Genomic DNA, 24,187 nt, shown 5'->3' with positions numbered 1-24,187 from the left:
CGGTTTGGCACCTCGATGTCGGCTCATCGCATCCTGGGGCTGGAGAAGGTCCCAAGGGTCCGGCTGTTCGCCGGTTAAAGCGGTACGCGAGCTGGGTTCAGAACGTCGTGAGACAGTTCGGTCCTCTATCCTCTGTGGGCGCAGGAAACTTGACGGATTCACTCCTTAGTACGAGAGGACCGGGAGTGACGAACCTCTGGTGTTCCAGTTATCGTGTCAACGGTACCGCTGGGTAGCTACGTTCGGAAAGGATAAGCGCTGAAAGCATCTAAGCGCCAAGCCTATCCAAAGATGAGGTTTCCCTATCAGGGTCCTGGCAGACTACCAGGTTGATAGGACACAAGTGTAAGCACAGCAATGTGTTCAGCTCAGTGTTACTAATTACCCGACCGGCTTGATCTTATGATTTTAAGCGCAACCCCGTTGGCTTGCCAACGGGACCGGCTTAGAATCAGGATCTCAGTTTCGGAAGAACTACGCATAGTTTTCAAAGAATCCCCCTTCGCTCTCCGGAGCGGAGGACCGGCACGGCAATCCCGCGCCGTCGGTTCTTTGGCAGACAAGAATAAGCAATGGTGAACGTCGCCAGAGCATCTGGAGGAAGCAGCAATGGCTGCCATCCGTCAGGACTCTGGTGACCTTAGAGGCGCGGCCCCACCCGGTCCCATCCCGAACCCGGAAGTGAAACGCGCCATCGCCGATGGTAGTGAGGCGCTAGGCCTCGTGAGAGTAGGTCGTTGCCAGTATCTATGGCCCCGCGAACCGCAAGGTTCGCGGGGTCTTTTTTTTGCCCAAATCCACTACGGGATTGCCCGCCGTGGGCAAAAACCTTAAGTTCGGACTTGTGCCCGTAGTTTACAAACTCAGGGACCTCAAAACCGGAACCCCCTATCTGGTGCTCCCCGGGGTGGTCACGATTGGGCGTCATGAGGATGCCAACATCAAGCTGGATGACGAGTCGATCAGCCGTCGCCACGCCCAGATCCACAACAGTGATGCCGGGATGTATTTGATCGATGTGGGATCGAGCAACGGCACCTACATCGGAGCGGACAAGGTGTCCCAGGCGGTGCCCATAGGCGTAGGTTCGGAGATCCGTTTTGGCAATCGCACATTCCGGGTGGACCCGGAGCTGGCGCATCCCTCGGCTGAAGAAGAGACCGTGCCCCAGCCCCAGATCAGCTGGGATAATCTCCAGCGGCGCACCGACCGCATCCCTTCGCGCGACTCCAAGACACCGCCACCGAAGGCTTCCGTCACCCGGACTGAAACGACCGACTCTGGAAGGTTGGTCACGGTTCGCTCTGCTTCGTTCCCCGGTGGGGCCATGTTTCCCAAGGTGGTGACTCCGTCTGCTGCCGTTCCAATGCCGGAGCCTCCCGCCCCGGTGGTGCCGCGTTCTGGTGAGGGCGGACGGGTGCGTCAGCCGGGGGCCTTTGCCATGCAGGATCTGGTGAACCGGGTGCCATTTTGGTTTTGGGTTTTGCTCCTGGCCCTCGGCTTGGTTGTTGGGCTGGTGTTGGGATTGGTGGTGGCCCGGTTTTTCCTGGTTGCTTGATCCGGCAAAAAAGATTTGTCATCGGCGCCCAAGTGATATTGTCGGGCGCATGTACAAACTCGTCCTCATCCGCCACGGAGAAAGCACTTGGAACAAGGAAAACCGCTTCACCGGTTGGACCGATGTCGACTTGTCGGAAAAGGGGGTTTCCGAAGGACTGAAAGCCGGGCATCAATTGAAGAAAGACGGATATGTCTTCGACGTCGCCTACGTCTCTGTTCTCAAGCGTGCGATCAAGACGCTCAATTTGGTTCTGGAAGGCATGGACCTGCTTTGGATTCCGGTGCACAAGGAATGGCGGCTGAATGAGCGTCATTACGGCGCCCTCCAGGGCATGGACAAGTCCGAGACGGCGGCCAAACATGGGGAGGAACAGGTCAAGATCTGGCGCCGGGCCTATGATATCGCCCCACCTCCGCTGGAGAAAGCCGATGAACGCTGGCCGGGCCATGATCCCCGCTACAAGAATCTTGCCCCGTCGGATTTGCCCCTCACCGAGTGCCTCAAGGATACAGTGGCCCGTGTGCTCCCCCTCTGGGAACAGACCCTGGCCCCCGCCATCAAGAGTGGCAAGCGTGTGGTCATCGCCGCCCATGGCAACAGCCTCCGCGCCCTGGTCAAATACCTCGATGGTGTTTCCGACAAGGACATCCTCGAACTCAATATCCCGACCGGCATCCCGCTGGTTTACGAATTGGATGCGAACCTCAAGCCGATCCGTCATTACTACGTCGGTGATCCGGAGGAAATCGCCAAGGCCGCTGCTGCAGTGGCCGCCCAGGGCAAGGCCAAGTAGTTGGGTCCGGCAGGCCTGCATTGCCTCGGAGGCTGACCGGGGGTATGACTCATTCATGAAGCCCGAGGCAGCGCTGGATTTTCTGGAGACCCTGGCCCTGGCCGCAGGCGAGGTCATCCTGCCTTATTTTCAACAGCCCGGTCTGGTGGTGGATGCCAAGTCCGATGCCACGCCAGTAACCCAGGCCGACCGGCGGGCAGAAGAAGTGATGCGCGACTTGATCGCCAAGCACCATCCCTCACATGGCATCATCGGCGAGGAGTTTGGAAATGAGGCCGAGGATGCGGAATTTGTCTGGGTGTTGGATCCCATCGATGGCACCAAGTCCTTCGTGGCCGGGATTCCATTGTTCGGGGTGCTGATCGGTTTGCTTCATGGTGGAAAGCCGGTGGCCGGGTGTATCCACCAGCCGGTCCTGCGGGAGATGTGCCTGGGGAATGCTGAGCAGACCACGCTCAATGGCCGGTCGGTTCGGGTCCGGGAATGTTCCGGACTGGACCAAGCCCTCGTCCTGTCCACTTGCCCGGGCTCCCCCGAGCAATTTCCCAACGCCTCGGGATTCGACCGGATACGATCAAAGGCCCGTCTGGTGCGGACTTGGGGCGATTGCTACGGGTATCTGATGGTCGCCTCCGGGCGGGCGGATCTGATGATGGACCCGGTGCTGAATCCTTGGGATTTGTTGCCCCTCATCCCGATCATTCATGGCGCCGGTGGGATTCTAACTGCTTGGAGCGGTGGTGATGCGTTGGCGGAGGGCAGTGCGCTGGCCGGGTCCCGGGCGGTGCATGCTGCTGCCCTGAAGTGCCTGGAGGCTGGCCAAGCTGGATGATTCACCCTCTTGGCTTGGTCATATTCCCATAAGACTTGTCATACCGAATCATGTTTGGATCGGTGACCAAGTGCCTTACGGGAGGGCGAAGCTCCCGCTGAGCCGCTCTGGGATGAAAGACCTCAAACCGGCTCGGCGGCCCACCTCAACCGGATCGCCCTCCCGCTGATCCAGTCGCTCAGCCAGAAACTTTGGCACAGCGCTCATCATATCTCACTCCACTTTACGGTATGAGATTAACGGCCTAAGATCAGACCATGCGCCTGACACGCTATCCTGGCCTCATCACAGCCGCCTTGGTGGTTTTCACCACTTCCTTGCAGGGCCAACCGGTCATCACGGCCCTTTCTCCCAAAGCGCTGGTGGTGGAGGCGGGTTCGGTGAACGGTCGGGCCATCCTGCGCGGCAGCAGCCTCCAGACCATGCGCGAGGTCAGGGCGGTCGTCGGAGGGAAGACCAGCGATTACATTTTGGCCCGTCCGCTGGAATTGCCGGACGGTAGCCGTGAGTTGCGTTTGTTGGTGCGGCCGGATGCGCCTCCCGCGGTGTATCGTCTTGTGGCGTTGGGTGAAGGTTGGAGCCTGCCTGTGCCCGGCACGGTTGAAGTCGTACCGGTGGGAGACCGCCGGGCCCAAATGTCGGGAGGCGAACAGGATTTGCGCGAAGCGGCCCGTCGATCCACCTCAGGCACCCTGGTGGTTGACCGGGCCACCGTTCCACTCGTCACCGGCACCTACCCCAGCCCGCTGGTGTTGGCACCTGAATCACGCACCCGCACCGTTCGTCTGGCGGGCAAAAACCTCGATCGCGTGACCGATGTGCGCATCCGCCGGGAGACCGAAGAACCCCGCTACCGCCAGAACCAAGGCAAGCTGCCCTTTGTCTGCCGGGACGGATTCCTCGATCTATCGCTTGTCACTGGGGCCCGGACGCCCGTCGGCACCCGCTATGCCCTTGACCTGATGGTGGAAAAATTCCGCGCCCACACGCTGGTGCTGGAAGTCGGTGTGCCTCCCCCGCCGGCGGCGGCTACCCCGGAGAGCGCCGTCAAAGCGGCCGAGGGCCCGAGGGTCATCGAACTGCCTCCGATGCCGCCGGCCGATGCGTCCGGTAGTCCAGAGGCCGGCAATCCGGGAACCAGCGCAACGGAATCCACCGGGGCAGAAGCTCAAAGTTCCAGTTCGCGGTAAGTGGAAACCAAGGGGGCCAGGATGCGGAGCACCTGCATCACCACCAGGACCACCGCGATGAAATAACAGAACAAAGGCGTGGCCGCGGCCAGGCGGTCGAAACTTTGTTCCGACTGGAACTCGCATTGCTCGGCCGTTTGACGCAAGGCTTCTGTGAGGGTCCCGCTGGTTTCGCCCGCCTGCAGCGTGGCCAGATCCCGGGCGTCCGCCACCCGGGCATCACGCAGGATTTCCACCACGGTCCGGCCCTCCAGGATCAGGGGAGCCCGCCGGCCCAGTTCGCTGGAAACAACCGAGTTGCCGCAGGCTGTGGCGGCCTGGGCCAATGCTGTTTCCAGCCGGACGCCCGCTTCCATCAGGCCCGCCAGGAGGCGGGACCAGCGAGCCAGGGCGGCCCGGCGCAGGGCGGGGCCGGCCACCGGCAAAACGGCCAATATCCGGTCGGCTCCCGAGGAGAAGCATTCCGGGCGTTGGCGCCAAAAAAATAGGGCATAGAACGCGGCGGCGGCGAGGTAGAAGGGGGCCAGTACCAGGAGGGCCCCGGCCAGGGCTTTTAATGGACCTTCTTGATAGGCGATGCCCAGTGCCGGGATGACCGCGGCGGCATGCAGCAGCACGATGGGATAGACCAGTGCGGTGGCCAAGCGGGAGAGGCGTCGCTCCAGCCGTGCGCTTTCCCCGGCCAGAATCTCCAAACTTTCCCCGAGCCGACCCGAGGCTTCCCCGGCCTCCACCAGGGCCAGGCCCCCGGGCCCCATCGCGGATGGCGTGCGGGCGAGTGCTGCGGAAAGGGGGCGTCCTTCTTCGAGGGCGGTCAGCCAAGTTGTGGCCAGGCGGCGGAGCTTGTTGGGCAGATCCGGGATCAGGCTTTCCAATCCTTTGGTCAAGGGCAGGCCGGTCCGGGCGAAGCGTCCCATTTCGCGCAAGAGATCCGCCTCCTTCATCCTTCTATCCTGCCTCCTGTATCCTTCCCAGTGCCAGCATGGATTCATATATTAATTACTGCAAAACAGATAAAAAAGTGGATTTATTACGATTTTTTGCATAAAAAGTGTGCTGATGCGTTTTCAGCCAAACCGCGATTACATCAGTGATGACGTCGTCCAGACACCTCTGGAGATGGCGGGGCGGCTGGTGCGCCACTTTGCCCCGAAAGGCCGGATCTTGGAGCCCTGCTGCGGGCAGGGAAACTTTTTGCACCATTTGCCGGGGGCGATGTCGTGCGAAATCCAGCGTGGGGAAGATTTTTTTGATTGGGATGAGAAGGTGGATTGGATCATCACCAACCCCCCTTGGAGCCAGATCCGTCCGTTTTTGTGCCATGCCATGGAAGTGGCCGATGAGGTGGTTTTTCTCATGACCGTCAACCATGTTTGGACCAAGGCCCGGCTGCGGGATATCCGTGAACAGGGATTCGGACTCCGGGAAATAGTTTTGGTCGAAATGCCGCCGGAATTCCCGCAGTCGGGGTTCCAACTCGGGGCGATTCATGTCTCCAGGGGTTGGAGAGGCCCGGTCGCCCTGACGGATCTGATCCGGGAAGCCGCTCCGCTGCGTTTGCGCAAGCGGCCGGGTGCGCCGGTTCTGGCCGCGGCCTGAGTTTCCAAAAGGCTCTTGTATCCCTCCGGGATTGGGCGAGTTTGACCGCCCATGGATCGTCTGGTCTTCCTCCTTCCGCTGTTTTCGGCCTTGGCCTATGCCGTGGCCGCGCTCTGCATCAAGCGGGCGGTGGACCTGGGCATGGGGCCGTGGCGGATGGCCTTCTTCAGCAATCTGGCGGTCTGGTTGGTTTTCCTGACCTCGCTCTTTTGGTATGATCCCTCATGGAAATTGGATCCTTGGTGGGCACCGGTGGCAGCCGGGCTGCTTTTCTTCACCGGCCAGTTGTTCACCATGATGGCCTTGGTGCGCGGGGATGTCTCGGTGGCCACGCCCGTGCTCGGGTCGAAGGTCATCCTGGTGGCGTTGTTCCTGGAGTTGCTGACCGACCAGGAACCCGGTTGGCGGATCTGGGTGGCCGCGGCGCTGACCGTCGGAGGCATCGTGCTCCTGCAGGGTGGGGGATTGCCCCATGACCGCGGGCGGGTGTGGCGCACAGTGCTCTACGCGGGGGCCAGCGCCGCCTCCTTTTCCTTGGCTGATATTGTGGTGCAGATGTGGACACGGACCATCGGGTTCGGGCTCTTCGTGGCCGTCTCCACCTCGGTCAATCTCCTGGCGTCCTTCGCGCTTTTCCCCTTTTTCCGCGCTCCTCTTTTTGACATGCCCCGGGGTGCGGCCCGGTTTGTTTACGGGGGGGTGTTCATCCTGGGATTGCAGGCCTTTGCCCTGTTCTTCGCCATCGGGGTCTACGGCAAAGTGGCCGAGTCCAACATCATTTACAGCTCGCGCGGGATGTGGAGCGTGGTCCTGGTTTGGTGCGTGGGCCATTGGTTCGGCAACACCGAACACACCTCCGGGGGAGGGGTGATGACCCGCCGGCTCGGCGGCTCGCTGCTCATCCTTTCGGCGATTGTGCTGACTGTGCTGTGAGGGGAGGGCTCACCCCTGTTTATCGAGGGCCAACAGGATCAGCATGGCCGGCAGATAGGCCAGGGAGGTGAAAAACAGGGTGCGGGCCGTGGCCTTCCCGGGTCGCAGGGCCATGTGCAGGGCGGCCGCGGCATAGGCGCTGGTGAAGAGCAGTCCCACCACCAATCCAGCGACGCCTCCCTGGCCCAGCCACCAGGGGGCCGCCGCCACCGGCAATAACAACAATCCGTAAAGCGCACTCTTGATCCCGGTACTCCGTCCGGTTTCGTCGTCCAGTGTCAGCATCCGGAAACCGCCGCGCGCGTAGTCCTCGCGGTAGAGCCAGGCTATGGCGAGGAAATGAGGCATCTGCCAGAGGAAGAGCAGGCCGAAGAGGACGACGGCCCCGGCATCGATGCGACCGGTAGCGCCGGTCCAACCGATCACCGGGGGCAGGGCCCCGGGGACGGCACCAATCAGGGTGTTGAGGGCGGAAAGTTTTTTGGCCGGGGTGTAAAGGAAGAGGTAGGCGGCCAGGGTCAGTGCGGCCAGCAGGGCGGAAAGGGGATTGACCAGAAGAAAAAGCCAGGAGAGGCCGAAGCCCGACAATAATACCCCCATCAAGAGGGCATCCTGTTCGCCGATGCGTCCCGCGGGCAGGGGACGGTCCTGGGTCCGTCGCATGCGGGAATCGGCTTTGATTTCCAGCAGCTGGTTGAGCGCGGCGGCTCCGGCGGCCACCAAACCTGTGCCCCAAAGGACATGCAGGCCGGCCACCCAGCCGACATCATCGCGCTTGCCCAGGTAGAATCCCGCCACGGTGGTGGCAAGCACCAACAGGGTCAGCCGGAGTTTGACCAGCACCGAGAAGTCGCCCATCCAACGGCGGAGGCCCTTGATGGAGGGAGAGGGCTGGGCATCCACTTGCGGCATGGCTGAGAAAATGCCCGCTCCAAGGGGGGGTGACAAGAGGCGAATCCGGCAGTATGGACACCTGCCGGTTCATTTTGCACTGTTCGATCAGGATCGTATCATACATGGTTAGTCCGAGGAGGGTGCATTGAAAAGAACGACATTCTGGCCTGTTTTGGCAATGATCGGTATGGTGTTGGCCCAGACGGGCCATTCCGCTCCCGTGGGCGACCTGCCCATGCCCGACCTCTTGGTGCTCACCCCAGGTGCCGCACTCCCCGCCGGGGTGGAGGGACCTGAGATCCGTTGTTTGATCGTCGAAGAAACCGCCACCAGTGTGCGGGTCGATCTTTCGTCCTTCCGCGGAATCCGCCAAGTGGTCGAGGTTCCCCGCGCCTCGGTGCAACGCCTCGAGCGTGGAGATCCCAGCCTCCGGCCCTGGTTCGAGATTTCCAAGTCGCTTGCCTGGCCGCCTCATTCTCGCCGGGCCTCCTTTTACGAGGGACCGGTCCGGCTGCTCAAGGACTTCCTCGATCGCTACCCGCAATCCCCGAACCAGGCCGAGGCCGATCGCGAATGGCGTCGTTGGTCCGGGGAAGGGGAGCGGGTCCGGCAGGGGCATTTCCGGGTGCGCGAGCGCTGGTTCCAGCCCTCGGAATTGGACGAAACGGACCGGCGTGCCTGGGCGCTCTGGCAGACGCTGCCCGAGGATCAGGTGCCGCCGGTCCCCGAAGATTGGACCAAGATCGCCTCAGATTTGGCCGGGCAACGTTCCAGCCGATTCTATCCCGCGATCGTGGAAGATTTCCGAAGAGCGTTGGGCCAACGAAGGCTCCAGTTTCCCGAGGTGTTCAAGGATGTGAAAATCGATGAAGCCGTTGGCGGACAGAACCTGGGCCCGCTATGGCAGGTTTGGAATGATCTCAACAGATGGGAGGGGGCCCAGGAGGGACAGTTGCCCGGGCGCGACGGATTCTTGAACGACCTGCAAAAGGGAAGGGGTTTGTGGCCTGAATTGCGCTGGATCGATACGCTGCTGGAGGCGACGCTGAGCCGGGTCCGGAGTGAAGTCGAAAAGTCCCAGGTCGACGGGCGATTGGAGGAAGGGACAGCTTTGCTGCAAAACTGGGCCAAGGCCCTGGATATTTTGCAAAAGGGCGACGGGCAAAGAAAGTGGACCGATTGGTTTGCCGCCGCATTGCAGCAGCTTCAGACGGCCCAAACCCTGGTTTCGGTCGAGGCGATGGTCAAGGCCGGGGATTGGAGCGGAGTGGAGTCCGCGTTGCAGAGCCTATTGGCCAGACCGGAAGCGGCCCAAATGCCGGTCTATCCTCGGTTGTTGGAAATTCGCAAGCTGCTGGCGGAATACCAGGCTGGACGTGCCACCGCCGAACTGACCGCTTGGATCCGGGAAAAGAAGTATGACATCTTGCTGGAGGCATGCGGCGATCGTCGTCGCAAAATGGAAACGAATCCCGGCGAGTGGGAGTCCGCCCGGCAACAGCAGGCGGATTTGTTGGTGGAAGCGGCGGGCCAGACCCTGCATGAAAAACGCCTGTGGACCGCTTGGAAACTGGTCATGGAGGCCTGGCGCACCCAGCCCGGCAATCTGAAGGCGCAAATGGCCGTGACCCTGGGCGCGGCCGGGGCGTTCCTGCTGCTCTTGTTGGCGGCGGTACCCGTTTTGTTGCTGTATGCGTGGTTAAGTAATCGCATCGACATGGGGTTCTTCCGGCATCGCCTACAAATCGCCCGGCAGGAAGAGGAGCGCCAGCAGCGGAAATTGCGCGAAATGGGCCAGAAGCAGGATCCCCAACCCTGAGGGGGGGGGTCCGGAAAACTGGGACCGCCATCTGGCGCCGACCAAGTTCCAGAAGTGTTAATGGGGTCAGCAGTTGAGTTAATGGCAAACGGAGCCGCTTGCTTGCTTGTTCCGGCGGTGATGCGTCACTGTTGCAATCAGGTCGCAATTGCCGGAGGGGATTATTTCAGTCTGATGTTGACAATTCATTCATCGGCTGACATTTCCATGCAGGCTTCTCGCAGTTTTTCTTTCTGTCTGGGGTCTGTCGGTCCGGGGTTCCGGTGCCGCAGACCGAACCGGGATAAGCGGACGGCGCGGATCCCCCGACACAACACCGCAACACGATGGCAAACATTTTTCCCAAGTGGACGATCTGGCTCCCGGTCAAATTGATCGTGGCTGTGGCCTGCTTGGGCAGCGCCACCGTGGCCGGGGTGGCCTACTACTTCACCCCGAAATACACCCGCGTGGGTTACCAACCCAAGCAGCCGGTCGAATTTTCCCACGCCATCCACGTCAATCAGCTCGGCATGGACTGCCGCTTCTGCCACAACGCCGTCGAAGTGTCGGAACATTCCAACGTTCCCAACACCCAGACCTGCATGGGCTGCCACAGTGCGGTCAAGGTCAACAGTCCGAAACTCGCCCCGGTCCGTGAAAGTTGGGAAAAGGGCACGCCCATCCCCTGGGTTCGGATCCACAAGGCCCCGGATTACGTCTATTTCAACCACTCGGCCCACGTGAACAGTGGCGTCAGCTGTGCCAGTTGCCACGGCCAGGTCAACCGCATGGACGTTGTCTGGCAGGACCAGCCCCAGAGCATGGGCTGGTGCCTCGAGTGCCACCGCCACCCTGAACGCCATGTCCGGCCGAAGGAGCAGGTTTACAACCTCGATTGGAAGGCTGAAAGCCCCAGCGCCCAGGTCGAAATGGGACGCAAATTTGTCAAGGAATGGAACATCAACCCGCCAGAAACCTGCGCCGCCTGCCACCGATGAAACGCGTTCTCCAGCATCCCCCCGCAAGCGAGACTGGCCGGACCTACTGGCGCAGTCTCGATGAGTATTCCCAGACCCCGGAATTCCAGGACTGGCTGGGCCGTGAGTTTCCCGCCGGGGCCTCCGAGTTTTGGGGCGATGGCGTTTCCCGCCGGGGCTTCCTCCGCCTCATGGGTGCCTCCATGGCCCTCGCCGGTCTGGGCATGAGCGGCTGCCGCCGACCCGAATCCCACCTGCTCACGCACACCAAAACCCCGGAATGGTCCATTCCCGGCAAAACGCTCAACTACGCCACCTGTATGCCGCGGCGTCGCGGCGGCGCACCCTTGCTCGTCACTTCTTACCAAGGCCGTCCGGTCAAGATCGAGGGCAACCCCTCCCACCCCGCTGTCCAAGGCAAGAGCGACCTCCGTTCCCAGGCTTCGGTGCTCGACCTCTATGACCCCGAGCGCGCCAAACGCTTCACCCATGAGGGCAAGACCAGCGATCGCGCAGCCTTTCTGGCAGCGGTCGATGAGGCCTTGAGCAAAGCCGGTGACGGTGCCGGATTGGCCGTCCTCTCCGAATCTTGGGGCTCACCGACCACGGACCGTCTCGCCGCGGACCTGCGCAAAAAATACCCGCAATTGACTTGGTGCACCTACGAGCCTTTGGACCATGGCACGGCCCGCGAAGCCGTCCGGTTGGCCTTCGGCCCGGGCAAAACCCTCCGTCTCAACACCGCCAAGGCCCGCGTCATCCTCACCTTGGATGCGGACATCCTCGGTTCCCAGGACGGTGACCTCCAATCGGTTCGCGGCTTTGCCGATGGCCGCAAGCTGGCCGATGCCTCCACTCCCATGAACCGCCTCTACGCGGTTGAAGGACGATTCACCACCACAGGCTCCTGTGCCGACCACCGACTGCGGGTTGCCGCTTCCCACGTTCCCGCGGTGGCCATTGCTCTGCTCCGCTCTCTCACGGGGTCGGGTGCCGCCATCCAACTCCCCGCCGGGATCGACCCCGCATGGATCCGAGAAGCGGCAGCCGACCTCAAGGCCGCCGGCTCTTCCGCACTCGTTGTGGCCGGTTCGGGCCAATCCGTGGCTGTTCACCTTGCCGCTGCGGCCATCAACCAAGCCCTCGGTGCCCTCGGTTCCACCGTGGAAGTCATTTCCGCTCCCACGCCTGAATCCACCCCATTGGCCGACCTCACCGCCAAGATTCGCTCGTCGCAGATCCAGACCCTTTTCATCCTTGGCAGCAACCCGGTCTACAACGCCCCCGCCGATCTCGCTTGGGGAGAATGGCTCCGTTCGGTGCCGACGGTTTTCCGCCTGGGCTCGCACGAAGACGAGACCGGCGCGTTGTCGACTTGGACCGCCCCTTTGGCGCATTACCTCGAGACCTGGGGCGATGCCCTCCTGGAAGATGGTTCCTACGGCTGCGTCCAACCCCTGATTTTGCCGCTATTCAACGGTATTTCCGCAGCCCAACTTCTGGCCCGCATGCTCGGCCTGTCCGCCCCCGCGGGTAAAGACCTCTTCGAGGGACCGGACTTGGTCCAGGAGACCTTCCGAGCCCGGGTCGGGGCCGCCGCCTCTGACGCCGCCTGGCTCAAATTTGTCCGCGATGGATTTTGGGCCGGCTCCGCCACCACTGCAGATGCCGCCGCTCGGGTCGCCCCCGCCGCCCTCGCTCTCCTCGACCAACCCATTGCCTTGCCTGAACTTTCCGCCTCCTCGCTTGAGATCGTCTTTGTCGGGGACACCAGCGTCGATGATGGGCGCCATGCCAACAACGGCTGGTTGCAGGAACTCCCCGACCCCATCACCAAGGTCACCTGGGACAACGCCGCCCTCGTCAGCCCGAAAACCGCCAAGGAACTCGGTCTTTATGCCAAAACCGAGAACGGGATCGAGACCACCGACATTGTCCGCATCACCGTCAATGGGCGGACCGTCGAAGCCCCGATCCTTGTCCAACCCGGCCACGCCGATCATTCCTTCACCCTGGTGTTGGGTTACGGACGGACCGCGGCAGGCAAAGTCGGTAATGGCGTCGGCTACAATGCCTACAGCGTCCGCACCTCCTCCAGCCCGTCCATCGCCACCGGTGCCACCGTGGAAAAGACCGGCAAGCGCTTCAAGTTCGCCATCACCCAGGAACACTGGAGCATGGAGGGGCGCGACATCGTACGCGAGGCCCCCTTGGAACACTACAAGGCTCACCCCGACTTCGCCTTCTCCCAGGGCTTGGAAAGCCATGCCAAGCCGACGGACCAAAGCTTCTACAAATCGCCGCCCTTCGATTACGAAAAGTTCCACCAATGGGGCATGGTCATCGACCTCACTTCCTGCACCGGTTGCAACACCTGCGTCATCGCCTGTCAGGCCGAAAACAACATCCCCATCGTCGGCAAAGACCAAGTGGCCAAGGGTCGTGAGATGCACTGGATTCGCATCGACCGCTACTTCTCCGGCGCCTCCAAGTTCAAGACCGACAATGGCAAGGCCGAACTGCCGAACGACCCCGAGATGGTCATGCAGCCCGTCACCTGCATGCACTGCGAGAACGCTCCCTGCGAAACCGTCTGCCCGGTCAACGCCACGGTCCACAACGAGGAAGGCCTCAACGTCATGGCCTACAACCGGTGCATCGGCACCCGTTATTGTGCCAACAACTGTCCCTACAAGGTTCGCCGCTTCAACTTCTTCGATTACAACAAGCGCCAGATCGATTCGCTTTATCTCGGACCCCTCGGTCCGGCGGGCAAGCCCGAAACCATCAAGATGCAGAAGAATCCCAATGTCTCCGTCCGCATGCGCGGGGTCATCGAGAAATGCACCTTCTGCGTCCAACGACTCGAGGACGCCAAAATTGTCCACAAGGCCAAGTCCCGCAGCCAGGGCGAGTACGACCACCTCAAGCTCCCCACCGATTCGGTCAAAACCGCCTGCCAGCAGGCCTGTCCCGCCGATGCCATCATTTTCGGCGATCTCTCCGACCCGGCCAGCCGTGTCAGCAAACTCAAGAAGACCGACCGCAATTACAACCTGCTCGACTACCTCAACGTCCGCCCCCGCCTGAGCTATCTGGCCCGCGTGCGCAATCCCAATCCCAAGATGCCCGGGGCCGAACTCGTCGGCGCCGCGCTTCTGCAGGCCGGACACGGCGGGGGACACGAATCTTCCCACGGTGGAGAGCACCACGCCCCTGCGGAAGGCCACAGCCCCGCATCTCCTGAATCTCCGGTGCCTGCCGGCCAGGCCCACGGCCATGAAGGGAGTCATTGATCATGAGTGAAGCCGCCACATTCGGCCCGGCCAAGGGCAACGTCATGGAGCGCAAGCCCCTGGTCTGGAACAACCGTTCCATGTCCTGGATCACCGCCCACGTCTCGGGAATGCTTGAAAGCAAAACCCCCTTCTGGTGGTGGGTCCTCACCCTCCTCAGTGGTGCCGTGGCCGCACTTGTTCCCCTCGAGCTCATCTACCTTGTCTCCACCGGAGTTGGTGTCTGGGGGCTCAACAACCCGGTCTTCTGGGCTTGGGACATCACCAACTTCGTCTTCTGGATCGGGATCGGCCACGCCGGCACCCTGATTTCCGCCATCCTCTTCCTCACCCGGCAGAAGTGGCGCACGTCCATCAACCGCGCCGCCGAGGCCATGACCATCTTCGCCGTCATTTGCGCCGGCATTTTCCCGGCCTTCCACGTCGGACGGTTCTGGATGGCCTGGTTCCTCGCTCCCGTCCCCAACGCCAATGCCATCTGGCAGAACTTCAAAAGCCCGCTCCTCTGGGACGTTTTCGCAGTTTCCACCTACTTCACCGTCTCCCTCATCTTCTGGTATGTCGGCCTCATCCCCGACCTCGCCACCATCCGCGACCGGGCCAAAAACATCTGGCGCAAAACCATCTACGGCATCCTCGCCCTCGGCTGGCGAGGTTCCAACCGCCAGTGGCGCAACTACGAGAAGGCCTACCTCATCCTGGCCGGCATCTCCACGCCGCTCGTGCTCTCCGTCCACTCGGTCGTGTCCTTCGACTTTGCCACCTCCATCGTCCCCGGCTGGCACACCACCATCTTCCCTCCCTATTTCGTCGCTGGAGCCATCTTCGGGGGCTTTGCCATGGTCCTCACCCTCATGCTCCCCGCCCGCTGGATTTTCAACCTCCACGACCTGATCACGGTCAAGCACATCGACAACATGGCCAAGATCATCCTGCTAACCGGGACGATCGTGGGCTACGCCTACACCATGGAGTTCTTCATCGCCTGGTATTCCGGCAACCCCAACGAGGCCTGGGTCTTCCAGTTCAACCGCCTGGCCGACCCCTACCTCTTCAGCAAATGGTTCAATTCCGGCTACGCCCCCTACTGGTGGGCCTATTGGGCCATGTTCATCTGCAACGTCTTCATTCCCCAGCTTTTCTGGTTCAAGAAGATCCGCACCAACATGTGGGCCGTCTGGATCATCTGCTTCGTCGGACCCAACGTCGGCATGTGGTTCGAACGCTTCGTCATCATCGTGACCTCGATCCACCGCGACTTCCTGCCAGGCTCCTGGGGTTACTTCAGCCCGAGCATCAACGACATCCTACTGTTCATCGGCACCATCGGGCTTTTCTGTTTCCTCTTCCTTCTTTTCCTCCGCTTCCTGCCCGCCATCACCATGTTTGAGGTCAAGGCGGTCCTGCCTGAAGCCGACCCCCACTATCACGGGCCCCATGCCAAGAAAGAGCCCAAGCACTGATCCACGCCCATGAATGACATGAGCAAAACCCTCTTCGGTCTTGGCGCCCAGTTCGGCAGCGCCCGGGAATTATACGAAGCCGCCCAGAAAATCCGCGACGCCGGCTACAAGCGTTGGGACGTGCATTCCCCCTATCCCATCCACGGCATGGATGCCGCCATGGGTCTTCCCGGCTCCAAGGTTTCCCTCTTCTCCCTCATCGGCGGCGCCATCGGGTCCCTGACCGCGTTTACCCTCGTCTATTACACTTCCGCCATCGACTACCGCCTGGTCGTTCAGGGCAAGCCCCATTTCGCCTTCGAGCCGACCTTCCCGGTTTTCTTCGAGCTCACCATCCTCCTCACTGCCTTCTTCACCGTCGGTTCCATGCTGGTCCTCAACCTCATGCCCCGTTACCACCACCCGGTTTTCGAATGGGACCGTTTTGAAAAAGTCACCGATGACGGATTCTTCCTGGTCATCGAGGCTTCCGACCCTCTTTATTCCGAGGTCGAAACGGCCGATCTCCTCCGCAGCGTGGGCGGCGAACACATCACCCGGATCGAGGCCTGATCATGCGTTACTTCTTCTTCATCTTCCTCGTCCTGGTCATTACGGTCCTCGCCGTCTTCGGCTTCCGCGGTGCCAAGACGACCCGCACCCCGGTCGAAATCTTCAACGACATGGATCACCAGGCCAAATTCAAGAGCCAGACATCCTCGGCTTTCTTTGCCGACGGACGCGGTGATCGTCTGCCTGTGGCTGGCACCGTGCCTTTCAGCGTCAAGGTCGAGGACAGCTACCTCACCACCGGCCTTATTGAAGGTAACTATGGCGATGGCATTCCGGTTACGGTTGACGCCCGCCTCCTCGCCCGGGGACAGGAACGCTTCAACATCAATTGCAAGGTCTGTCACGGGGCCACCGGCGCGGGCAATGGCATCGTTGCCGAGTACGGTTTCGCCGGGATCGCCAACTACCACCAAGACCGCATCCGCCAGATGCCCGACGGACAGATCTACTACACCATCGTCCACGGCAAGGGATTGATGTACGGTCTTCCGCACATTGCGGTGGATGACCGCTGGGCCATCGTCGCCTACGTCCGCGCCTTGCAGCGCAGCCAGAACGCCCGCATCGACGATGTTCCGGAATCCGAACGGGAGCAGTTGAAATAACATGAGCGGCCCACACCACCTGACCGCGCCTGCGGAAGAACGATTCAACGTCACCAAGTTGGGGATCATCCCACTGGCCCTGCTCGTGGCCGGACTGGCCTGTCTGGCTGTCAGCGTACTTTGGGGGATCTTTGACACCCAGCGTTTCGCTTTTTCCTGGCTCATCGCCTTCATGTTCGTTTTCACCATCTGTGCGGGAACGCTCTTCTGGACCCTGCTCCACCACGCGCTCGATGCCGATTGGTCGGTCGTTGTCCGCCGGCTCCTTGAAACCATCGCCGGACTCTTCCGGCCCTGGCTGGCCATCCTCTTCCTCCCGGTCGTTTTTCTGGCCCCCCATCTCTACACTTGGTGGACCAAGGACCCCGCTGCCGACCACCTTCTCCATATCAAGTCGCCCATCCTCAACCACGGGTTCTTCTGGGGTTTCGCCGTTTTCACTTTCGTCTTTTTCGGATTCTTCTCCTGGTTGATGAAGCACTACTCCACCCGGCAGGATGTCGATGGCAGTCCCTGGCATTCCATCCGCATGCGCCAGTGGTCCTGTGCGGGCATCATCCTCTTCGCCCTCACCATCACCTTTGCCGGGATCATGTGGATCATGGCACTCGACTACCATTGGTTCTCCACCATGTGGGGCGTTTACATCTTTGCCGGCACCGCTGGCAGTTCCATGGCCACCCTCATCCTCGTCACCAACGGCCTCAAAATGGCCGGCTACCTCAAGGGCGTGGTCAGCCAGGAGCACAACCACATCATGGGCAAGCTCCTCCTCGCCTTCACCATCTTCTGGGCCTACATCGCTTTCAGCCAGTACATGCTCTACTACTACGCCAACATCCCGGAAGAGACCATTTTCTTCATGCACCGCAACGAGGGCACCTGGTACCACTACAGCATCTTCCTGGTTTTCGGGCGCTTCTTCTTCCCCTTCCTCATGCTCCTGACCCAGCCGGCCAAGAAGAACCCCCTGCGCATCTGCTTCATCGCCGCTTGGATTCTCGTCATGCACTTCCTTGACCTTTACTGGATGATCATGCCGCAATTCCAGGTCAACACGGACGCCGCCACCCGCGGGCCCGAGATCAAATTCCTCCTCGATCTCGTCACCGTTGTCGGGATGGTTCTGGTTCTCGTCTCCATCTTCCTGCGCCGTCTGCCCCGCAGTCCGCTCTTCCCGCTCCGCGACCCGCGACTCTACGAATCCGTCACTTTGGTCAACTAGGATGCCCGCTGTGAATCCGAATCCCCTCAATTCCACCGCTCAAACCTCCACCCGCCCTGCCGCATTGTCCGCCTTGGGCAAGGTCCGGCAGGTTGCGATCATCCTTCTCGCCATGCTGCTGGTGAGCGGCGTGGCTGTTCTGCTTGTCCGCACTTTCAACAAACCCCGGATCACCGCCTCCAAGGTCGTCGCCGACCGCTTGGCCAAGCTCAAGGCCAAACACGAAGCGGAGGACAAAGCGGTCGGTACCTATGGTTGGATCGACAAGAACGCCGGGTCGGTCCACCTCCCGGTCGCCAAGGCCATGGATCTCGTCCTGCCCGAACTCCAGGCCAAGACGGTCAAACGCAGCAACCTATCCCCCGTGGCCGCGACCCCGGTCTCTGCTCCTGCCGCGGCCGCACCGGCCACCACTCCACCCGCCGTACCCCCGGCCAAACCCAACTGACATGGCGTTTTTCTACGGACTCCTCATCGCTTCCATGGTTCTGCTCGGCGGCAGTGCCGTTTACGCGCTCTTCTGGGCGGCCGAGGACGGCCAGTTCCAGGACATGGAAGCCAGCTCCAAGGTCATTTTCGACCAAGGCGAGCCGGAAGGAGAAATCACCGACGTTTTTCCCGGTTTGGACCCCGCACGCCTCCGCGCCCACAACCATGTCCCCGCAACCCATTTAACGGGGACCACGAAATCATGAGCACCTCCTCACCCTTGCCAGACTTGAATGACGCCGCCGACCGCTCCGCGATCGACGCCAGTTGTCGTCTGCCAGTCCTGACCTTCTTTGCCACTGCGATCCTTTGGCTTCTCATCGGAACGATCTTCGCCCTGCTCGCCTCGGTCAAACTGCACAATCCACAATTCGTCACCGAACTGCCCCCCGGTGTGACCTGGGTCCTCAACCAACTCTACCCCGCTGTTCCGGCCAACATCGTGGATGCCCTCAACGGGTCACTCACCTTTGGACGCGTCCGTCCGGCCCACCTCAACACTGTGGCCTACGGTTGGGCCTCCACCGCCGCCATCGGTGTCGGTATCTGGCTCATGGCCCGTCTCTGCCGGGTTCAACTGCGCCATCCCGGGTTCGTCACCGCCGCCGGTGTGATTTGGAACCTTGGGGTCCTTCTGGGTACCGGTGCCATCCTCTTCGGTGAAAGCACCGGGGTGGAATGGCTGGAATATCCGCCCTACGCCACTTTCCTGCTCTTCATCGCCTATGCCATGATCTCGGTTTGGGCCGTCGACATGTTTGTCCACCGCCGCCCGGGCCATGTCTACGTTTCACAGTGGTACATCATGGCTGCGCTCTTCTGGTTCCCCTGGCTGTACGCCACCGCCAACATCCTCATCCACCATCAGGAAGTTCAGGGCTCGGCCTCCGCGATCATCAACTGGTGGTACGGTCACAATGCCCTCGGTCTCTGGTTCACCCCCATCGGCCTTGCCGCCGCCTACTACTTCATCCCCAAGGTCATCGGCCGGCCGGTCCACAGCTACTATCTTTCCGCCTTCGGCTTCTGGTCCCTCGCCCTCTTTTACAGCTGGAACGGCGGTCATCACCTCATCGGTGGACCACTGCCCGCCTGGGTCATCACCGCCTCCATCGTGGCCAGTGTCATGATGATCATCCCGGTGGTCGTCACCGCCATCAACCACCACATGACCATGCGGGGCAACTTCCACGTCCTCGAATACAGTCCGACCCTGCGCTTCGTCGTTTTCGGGGCCATGAGCTACACCCTCGCCAGCCTGCAGGGAAGTTCCATGGCCATCCGATCACTCAACACCGTGACCCACTTCACCGATTACACCATCGGCCACTCGCACCTCGGCCTCTACGCCTTCTTCACCATGATCATGTTCGGGTCGATCTATTACATCGTCCCCCGTTTGGTCGGTTCCGAATGGCGCTCCGCCACCCTCATCAAGATCCATTTCTGGAGCTGTGCCTACGGCATCGTCCTCATGGTTTTGGTCCTGACCGTGGGCGGTCTCATGCAGGGCCTGATGATGCGCGATGCCAGCATCGGCTTCGACAAAATCGTCGAGAACATCGCCGTCTACAAGGTCTTCCGCAGCGTCACCGGCGTCCTCCTCACCGTCGGCCATGTGGTCTTCGCCTTCCACTTCCTCCTCATGATCCTGGGGATGGGCCGTGCTGTCGGGGGACCGACCCTCTTCCGCCACCCCGCCAAACCCTGATGCCGATCCCCGCGCCATGAACCGTCTCCCCACCCTCTTCATCGGATTCTTCGCCACCTTCCTCACCGCTTGGCTCGGGCTGGTCATCATTCCCTATTTCCAATTCGGCCAGCTTGAACCCCAGGTCGACCCCGACACCGGCGACCAATTTCCCCCCGCGCCCACCGGCTTGGCCCTCCGCGGGGCCCAAGTCTATCGCGCCAGTGGCTGTATCTACTGCCACAGCCAACAGATCCGACCCGCCGACCTCCAGGACGGACACAACCGCGGCTGGGGCGCCCGCCGCACCGTTCCCCGCGACTACCTCTACGAAAAGCCCCCCCAACTCGGCACCATGCGCACCGGTCCCGACCTGACCAACGTCGGCGTCCGCCTCAACGACGCCGCCTGGCACCACGAACACCTCTACGCCCCCCAGAGCAAGGCCGCTTGGTCCATCATGGCGCCCTACAAGTACCTTTACACCGTGCGCAAAATCGAAGGCCAGCCCTCGCCCAAGGCCCTCAAGCTCCAGCCCCCCTATGCGCCCGCCGAAGGTTACGAGGTCGTGCCCACTCCCGATGCCGAGGCCCTCGTCGCCTACCTCCTCTCTCTCAACCGCAACTACGCGCTTCCTGAAGCGCCTGTCGAATAATGAGCGCGAACGAACACCCCCACGGCGAACAGGAACCGGTCGATCCCCGGCTGCCCGGGATCGACTACGACGAAACCACCAACGTCCAGCGCATCCATGAATCCATCCTGAGGGAGAAAGTTGATCCCGCCGAGGGCATGGAACCCATGCCCCTCTGGCTCATCGCCCTGATCCTCGTCGTCGTGCTCTTTGGCGGCTATTACCTCGGCCAATACAACGGGGGCTTCAGCGCCACCGGCTTTGATGAAAATGCAGGAACCGCAGTCGCCGGAGCCACCACGGGTGGAGCAGCCGGTGCCGCCAAAGTCGATGAAAACTCCCCCGAAGCCCTGGCCAAATTGGGCAAGCGCGTCTTCACCACCAATTGCGCCTCCTGCCACACCCCCACCGGCATGGGCGTCGCCGGTCAATACCCCCCGCTTGTCGCCTCACCCTACGTCCTGGAAAAACCCCACCGCCTCGTTTCCCTCGTCCTCCATGGTCTGCAGGGTGAAATCGTCGTCCTGGGCAACAAATACAACAACGCCATGCCCGCTTGGGAGAAGCAACTCAACGACAAACAAATGGCCGCCGTCCTGACCTACATCCGCAACGAATGGGGCAACAAGGCCGACCCGATCAAACCTGAACAGGTCGCCGCCGTTCGCAAGGAATGGGCCTCCCGCACCACCCCTTGGACCGCCCCCGAACTGGAAACCATTCCGGGCGATTTGCCCGCCGTTCCCTGACCATCCGGCCTTGCCCTTCACCCTCCCTTGGAAATCCGCACCAGAACCATTAGAATCAATTGCATCAAATGAGCAACAATCACGACAAACACGCTGATGACCATGGTCACCACGAGCTCGGTTTCTGGCAGAAGTACATCTTTTCCACCGACCACAAAGTCATCGGCATCCAATACGGCATCACCGCCCTCGTATTCCTCTTCTTCGGCTTCAGCCTCATGATGGCCATGCGCTGGTCCATCGCCCATCCCGGTGAGCCCATTCCCGTCTTCGGCTTCCTCATCAAGCTCCTTCTTGGCAGCGACAATGCCTCGGCCCAGTTCGCCAACAACATCATGACCGGCACGCTCTACAACAGCTTCGGCGCGATGCACGGAACCATCATGGTCTTCTTGGCCGTTGTGCCGCTGGCCTTCGGTGCCTATGGCAACTACGTCACCCCCCTCCAAGTCGGTGCCCCGGACATGGCCTTCCCCCGCCTCAACATGGTCAGCTACCACACCTACTGGCCCGGCGGACTCATCATGCTCATCAGCTTCTTCGTCCCCGGTGGCGCCGCCAAATCCGGTTGGACCTCCTATTCCCCGCTCGCGTCCATCGCCGATCACGGGCAGGGGATCTGGCACATCTTCAACGGACAGACCCTCTGGCTCCTCGGGATGGTCATGCTCATCACCTCCTCCCTCTTCGGCTCGGTCAACCTCATCGTCACCATCGTCCAGCTCCGCGTCAAAGGCCTCACCTGGTTCCGCCTGCCCTTTTTCACCTGGGCCCAGTTCATCACCGCCTTCCTGCTCCTCCTCGCCTTCCCGCCGCTCGAATCGGCCGGGATCATGCAGTTGATGGACCGCCTCGCCGGCACCAGCTTCTTCCTTCCCAGCGGCCTTTACGTCGGCGGCCAGGCCCTCGAAGTCAGCGGAGGCGGCAGCCCGTTGTTGTGGCAGCACCTTTTCTGGTTCCTGGCCCATCCCGAGGTTTACGTCCTCATCCTTCCCGCCGTCGGCATCGTGGCCGAAATCATCGCCTGCAACACCCGCAAGCCGCTTTGGGGCTACAAGTCCCTCGTCTTCGCCGCCCTCTTCCTGGGTTTCATTTCTTTCTCGGTCTGGGCCCACCACATGTACCTCACCGGGATGGGCACCAAGGTCTCCACCTTCTTCCAGCTCACCACCGTCATCATCTCGATTCCCTCGGTCATCATCCTGACCGCGCTCATGATCTCGCTCTGGGGTGGCTCCATCCGCTTCAACTCCGCCATGCTCTTCGCCACCGCCTTCCTCCCCATGTTCGGACTGGGCGGTCTCACCGGCATCCCGCTCGCCTTCAACGCCCTCGACCTCTATCTCCACGACACCTACTACGTCATCGGCCACTTCCATTACGTCGTCGCCCCGGGCACCATCTTCGCCCTCTTCGCCGGCATCTACCACTGGTATCCCAAATTCAGCGGGCGCATGATGAGTGAGTTCCTCGGCAAGCTCCACTTCTGGCCCTCCTTCGTCTGCATGAACCTCATCTTCCTCCCCATGTTCATCCAGGGCATGGCTGGCATGCATCGCCGTTGGTACGACGGCGGTGCATCTTACGAACTCTCCCAGGCCTTCATCCCGCTCTTCCAGCCCCTCATTCCCGTCTTCAATGCCTTCCTCGAGGCTTTTGGGAAGAATCCCATCGAAGGCATCCGCGCCATCGATCTCAACCTCGTCATGAGCTGGGGCGCCTGGCTTCTGGCCCTGGCCCAGGTTCCCTTCATCATCAATGTGCTCGGCGCCTGGATTTTCGGCCGCAAGGCTGGCGACAATCCCTGGGGCTGCACCACCCTGGAATGGGCCACCCCGACCCCGCCCCCCCACGGCAACTTCCTCAAGGAACCCGTTGTTTACCGCGGACCCTACGAATACAGCGTCCCCGGCGCCGACAAGGATTTCACACCGCAGGACGAACCCCCAAAATCCTGAGCCTGATTCCTCCCCCTTCTATCGCATCCTGAATCCCGAATCCCGAATCCTCTTTTCCCATTCTCACCATGGAAATTCCCTACACCGTCAAAAACCGTCCGGACACCGGCGTCTATAATGGCAAGCTGGGCATCTGGCTCTTCCTCGCCTCCGAGGTCATGCTCTTCGGCGGCCTCTTCGCCGCCTATGTCTTCCTCCGACTCGGCGCCCCCGAGGGCACTTGGCCCAACGGGCTGATGAACATCTGGGCCGGCTTTGGCAACAGCATCATCCTGCTCCTCTCCTCGGTCTTCGTCACCAAGACCTGGGCCTCGGTCAAACTCAACGACTTCTCCGGATTCAAGCGCAACCTTGCCATCACCATGCTCCTTTCGACCCTCTTCCTCGGAATCAAGGGCTACGAATACAACGAGAAGTTCCATCACTTCGGCGCCTTCATGAAAGACCCCGCCAGCCCCGTCGGCTGGTCCCTCCAGGTCACCGGCCATTTGCTGGAAAACCCTGACAAAGAGGACACCCAGCACCTCCTCCTCGCTGCCGATGCCTATCAGCCCTCCGATTGGGCTTCGGCCCCCAAACCGGACAATTACCACGAAATCAAAGAAAACCCCGCCCTCCGATTCGCCCACCCCGGCATCGAGATCACCGGAGAGGAACACCACGGCGAACCAGTCCTCAAGATCGCCAAGGACCAGATTTTCCGTTCCTCCACTTTTGTTCCCAAATACAACAGCTTTTTCGCCATATACTTCACCATGAGCGGCCTCCACGCCCTGCACATGATCGGCGGCCTGGTCATCTTCTTCTACTTCTGGACCTTCGGCAGCAAGATGTTCCATACCAACCGGGCCCAGTTCGCCAACCGCATCGAAGTCACCGGACTCTTCTGGCACTTCGTCGACCTGATCTGGTTTTTCCTGTTCCCGGTCATGTACTTGATGTAAGG

The 24,187-nt window shown here is 61.2% G+C and carries 22 protein-coding genes and 2 rRNA genes; 22 read left to right on the top strand and 2 right to left on the bottom strand.

What is annotated here, in order from left to right; translation table 11 throughout:
* The 6 genes from SFU85_08725 to SFU85_08700 all read left to right on the top strand — a co-directional run.
* Positions 1 to 402 (top strand): 23S ribosomal RNA (locus SFU85_08725); the annotation flags it as partial.
* A 228-nt stretch (positions 403 to 630) separates the two neighbouring features.
* Positions 631 to 746, top strand: a 5S ribosomal RNA gene (gene rrf / locus SFU85_08720).
* A gap of 98 nt (positions 747 to 844) precedes the next feature.
* Positions 845 to 1,558, top strand: coding sequence for an FHA domain-containing protein (locus SFU85_08715; GenBank protein MDX6766861.1), 714 nt, complete (start codon positions 845 to 847; stop codon positions 1,556 to 1,558).
* Positions 1,559 to 1,607: 49 nt separating this feature from the next.
* The gene (gpmA, locus tag SFU85_08710) at positions 1,608 to 2,354 is read left to right on the top strand and encodes a 2,3-diphosphoglycerate-dependent phosphoglycerate mutase (GenBank protein ID MDX6766860.1); all 747 of its coding nucleotides are present in this window, start codon (positions 1,608 to 1,610) and stop codon (positions 2,352 to 2,354) included.
* A gap of 55 nt (positions 2,355 to 2,409) precedes the next feature.
* Positions 2,410 to 3,186, top strand: coding sequence for a histidinol-phosphatase (gene hisN, locus SFU85_08705; protein ID MDX6766859.1), 777 nt, complete (start codon positions 2,410 to 2,412; stop codon positions 3,184 to 3,186).
* Between the two features lie 257 nt (positions 3,187 to 3,443).
* Positions 3,444 to 4,376 carry a hypothetical protein gene (locus SFU85_08700; protein ID MDX6766858.1) on the top strand — a complete coding sequence of 311 codons (933 nt, stop codon included), beginning with the start codon at positions 3,444 to 3,446 and terminating at the stop codon, positions 4,374 to 4,376.
* On the opposite strand, the gene SFU85_08695 is transcribed toward SFU85_08700, so the two are convergent.
* Complete coding sequence (locus SFU85_08695) at positions 4,355 to 5,320, bottom strand: type II secretion system F family protein (GenBank protein MDX6766857.1); 966 nt, start codon at positions 5,318 to 5,320, stop codon at positions 4,355 to 4,357. The two genes, SFU85_08700 and SFU85_08695, sit on opposite strands and share 22 nt — an antisense overlap.
* A gap of 115 nt (positions 5,321 to 5,435) precedes the next feature.
* On the opposite strand from SFU85_08695, the gene SFU85_08690 reads away from it, so the two are divergent.
* Positions 5,436 to 5,975 carry a hypothetical protein gene (locus SFU85_08690; GenBank protein ID MDX6766856.1) on the top strand — a complete coding sequence of 180 codons (540 nt, stop codon included), beginning with the start codon at positions 5,436 to 5,438 and terminating at the stop codon, positions 5,973 to 5,975.
* A gap of 51 nt (positions 5,976 to 6,026) precedes the next feature.
* Entirely contained in the window at positions 6,027 to 6,908 is an 882-nt protein-coding gene (locus SFU85_08685; protein ID MDX6766855.1) for a DMT family transporter, read from the top strand.
* Between the two features lie 9 nt (positions 6,909 to 6,917).
* Here SFU85_08685 and cyoE read toward each other — a convergent pair whose 3' ends face one another.
* Complete coding sequence (cyoE, locus tag SFU85_08680) at positions 6,918 to 7,820, bottom strand: heme o synthase (protein ID MDX6766854.1); 903 nt, start codon at positions 7,818 to 7,820, stop codon at positions 6,918 to 6,920.
* 169 nt (positions 7,821 to 7,989) lie between these two features.
* On the opposite strand from cyoE, the gene SFU85_08675 reads away from it, so the two are divergent.
* From SFU85_08675 to SFU85_08610, 14 genes are all read left to right on the top strand, one after another.
* On the top strand, positions 7,990 to 9,621 hold the full coding sequence (locus SFU85_08675) for a hypothetical protein (GenBank protein ID MDX6766853.1): 1,632 nt from the start codon (positions 7,990 to 7,992) through the stop codon (positions 9,619 to 9,621).
* 326 nt (positions 9,622 to 9,947) lie between these two features.
* Positions 9,948 to 10,601, top strand: coding sequence for a cytochrome c3 family protein (locus SFU85_08670; GenBank protein ID MDX6766852.1), 654 nt, complete (start codon positions 9,948 to 9,950; stop codon positions 10,599 to 10,601).
* Positions 10,544 to 13,876 carry a TAT-variant-translocated molybdopterin oxidoreductase gene (locus SFU85_08665; GenBank protein MDX6766851.1) on the top strand — a complete coding sequence of 1,111 codons (3,333 nt, stop codon included), beginning with the start codon at positions 10,544 to 10,546 and terminating at the stop codon, positions 13,874 to 13,876. Before SFU85_08670 ends, SFU85_08665 begins: the two co-directional genes overlap by 58 nt.
* A 2-nt stretch (positions 13,877 to 13,878) precedes the next feature.
* Positions 13,879 to 15,339, top strand: a complete 1,461-nt coding sequence (nrfD, locus tag SFU85_08660) for an NrfD/PsrC family molybdoenzyme membrane anchor subunit (GenBank protein ID MDX6766850.1) — start codon at positions 13,879 to 13,881, stop codon at positions 15,337 to 15,339.
* Between the two features lie 18 nt (positions 15,340 to 15,357).
* Positions 15,358 to 15,891 carry a DUF3341 domain-containing protein gene (locus SFU85_08655; protein MDX6766849.1) on the top strand — a complete coding sequence of 178 codons (534 nt, stop codon included), beginning with the start codon at positions 15,358 to 15,360 and terminating at the stop codon, positions 15,889 to 15,891.
* 2 nt (positions 15,892 to 15,893) lie between these two features.
* Positions 15,894 to 16,496, top strand: coding sequence for a cytochrome c (locus SFU85_08650; protein ID MDX6766848.1), 603 nt, complete (start codon positions 15,894 to 15,896; stop codon positions 16,494 to 16,496).
* A 1-nt stretch (position 16,497) separates the two neighbouring features.
* The gene (locus SFU85_08645; GenBank protein MDX6766847.1) at positions 16,498 to 17,721 is read left to right on the top strand and encodes a hypothetical protein; all 1,224 of its coding nucleotides are present in this window, start codon (positions 16,498 to 16,500) and stop codon (positions 17,719 to 17,721) included.
* Between the two features lie 10 nt (positions 17,722 to 17,731).
* Entirely contained in the window at positions 17,732 to 18,169 is a 438-nt protein-coding gene (locus SFU85_08640; protein ID MDX6766846.1) for a hypothetical protein, read from the top strand.
* Between the two features lies 1 nt (position 18,170).
* Positions 18,171 to 18,416 (top strand): cbb3-type cytochrome oxidase assembly protein, encoded by a 246-nt coding sequence (locus tag SFU85_08635; protein ID MDX6766845.1) that lies wholly within the window; start codon positions 18,171 to 18,173, stop codon positions 18,414 to 18,416.
* The gene (locus SFU85_08630) at positions 18,413 to 19,921 is read left to right on the top strand and encodes a cbb3-type cytochrome c oxidase subunit I (GenBank protein MDX6766844.1); all 1,509 of its coding nucleotides are present in this window, start codon (positions 18,413 to 18,415) and stop codon (positions 19,919 to 19,921) included. The genes SFU85_08635 and SFU85_08630 overlap by 4 nt, the downstream gene beginning before the upstream one ends.
* A gap of 16 nt (positions 19,922 to 19,937) precedes the next feature.
* Positions 19,938 to 20,555, top strand: coding sequence for a cbb3-type cytochrome c oxidase subunit II (locus SFU85_08625; protein MDX6766843.1), 618 nt, complete (start codon positions 19,938 to 19,940; stop codon positions 20,553 to 20,555).
* A complete protein-coding gene (locus SFU85_08620; protein MDX6766842.1) occupies positions 20,555 to 21,283 on the top strand; it encodes a cytochrome c in 729 nt (242 codons plus the stop codon). Before SFU85_08625 ends, SFU85_08620 begins: the two co-directional genes overlap by 1 nt.
* A 68-nt stretch (positions 21,284 to 21,351) precedes the next feature.
* Positions 21,352 to 23,241 carry a cbb3-type cytochrome c oxidase subunit I gene (locus SFU85_08615; GenBank protein ID MDX6766841.1) on the top strand — a complete coding sequence of 630 codons (1,890 nt, stop codon included), beginning with the start codon at positions 21,352 to 21,354 and terminating at the stop codon, positions 23,239 to 23,241.
* A gap of 68 nt (positions 23,242 to 23,309) precedes the next feature.
* On the top strand, positions 23,310 to 24,185 hold the full coding sequence (locus SFU85_08610; protein ID MDX6766840.1) for a cytochrome c oxidase subunit 3: 876 nt from the start codon (positions 23,310 to 23,312) through the stop codon (positions 24,183 to 24,185).
* Positions 24,186 to 24,187: the final 2 nt, after the last annotated feature.

Source organism: Candidatus Methylacidiphilales bacterium (assembly GCA_033875315.1).
Taxonomy (GTDB): domain Bacteria; phylum Verrucomicrobiota; class Verrucomicrobiia; order Methylacidiphilales; family CAZTYG01; genus JANRJG01.
The sequence above is the reverse complement of the archived record's forward strand: the minus strand, read 5'-3'. Positions and strand labels throughout refer to the sequence as shown.

Bases quoted from the DNA above. Each gene is read 5' to 3' on its own strand.
- gpmA (MDX6766860.1), top strand. From the start codon at position 1,608: ATGTACAAACTCGTCCTCATCCGCCACGGAGAAAGCACTTGGAACAAG.
- hisN (MDX6766859.1), top strand. From the start codon at position 2,410: ATGAAGCCCGAGGCAGCGCTGGATTTTCTGGAGACCCTGGCCCTGGCC.
- SFU85_08700 (MDX6766858.1), top strand. From the start codon at position 3,444: ATGCGCCTGACACGCTATCCTGGCCTCATCACAGCCGCCTTGGTGGTT.
- SFU85_08695 (MDX6766857.1), bottom strand. From the start codon at position 5,320: ATGAAGGAGGCGGATCTCTTGCGCGAAATGGGACGCTTCGCCCGGACC.
- SFU85_08690 (MDX6766856.1), top strand. From the start codon at position 5,436: ATGCGTTTTCAGCCAAACCGCGATTACATCAGTGATGACGTCGTCCAG.
- SFU85_08685 (MDX6766855.1), top strand. From the start codon at position 6,027: ATGGATCGTCTGGTCTTCCTCCTTCCGCTGTTTTCGGCCTTGGCCTAT.
- cyoE (MDX6766854.1), bottom strand. From the start codon at position 7,820: ATGCCGCAAGTGGATGCCCAGCCCTCTCCCTCCATCAAGGGCCTCCGC.
- SFU85_08675 (MDX6766853.1), top strand. From the start codon at position 7,990: ATGGTGTTGGCCCAGACGGGCCATTCCGCTCCCGTGGGCGACCTGCCC.
- SFU85_08670 (MDX6766852.1), top strand. From the start codon at position 9,948: ATGGCAAACATTTTTCCCAAGTGGACGATCTGGCTCCCGGTCAAATTG.
- nrfD (MDX6766850.1), top strand. From the start codon at position 13,879: ATGAGTGAAGCCGCCACATTCGGCCCGGCCAAGGGCAACGTCATGGAG.
- SFU85_08655 (MDX6766849.1), top strand. From the start codon at position 15,358: ATGAGCAAAACCCTCTTCGGTCTTGGCGCCCAGTTCGGCAGCGCCCGG.
- SFU85_08650 (MDX6766848.1), top strand. From the start codon at position 15,894: ATGCGTTACTTCTTCTTCATCTTCCTCGTCCTGGTCATTACGGTCCTC.
- SFU85_08645 (MDX6766847.1), top strand. From the start codon at position 16,498: ATGAGCGGCCCACACCACCTGACCGCGCCTGCGGAAGAACGATTCAAC.
- SFU85_08635 (MDX6766845.1), top strand. From the start codon at position 18,171: ATGGCGTTTTTCTACGGACTCCTCATCGCTTCCATGGTTCTGCTCGGC.
- SFU85_08630 (MDX6766844.1), top strand. From the start codon at position 18,413: ATGAGCACCTCCTCACCCTTGCCAGACTTGAATGACGCCGCCGACCGC.
- SFU85_08625 (MDX6766843.1), top strand. From the start codon at position 19,938: ATGAACCGTCTCCCCACCCTCTTCATCGGATTCTTCGCCACCTTCCTC.
- SFU85_08620 (MDX6766842.1), top strand. From the start codon at position 20,555: ATGAGCGCGAACGAACACCCCCACGGCGAACAGGAACCGGTCGATCCC.
- SFU85_08615 (MDX6766841.1), top strand. From the start codon at position 21,352: ATGAGCAACAATCACGACAAACACGCTGATGACCATGGTCACCACGAG.
- SFU85_08610 (MDX6766840.1), top strand. From the start codon at position 23,310: ATGGAAATTCCCTACACCGTCAAAAACCGTCCGGACACCGGCGTCTAT.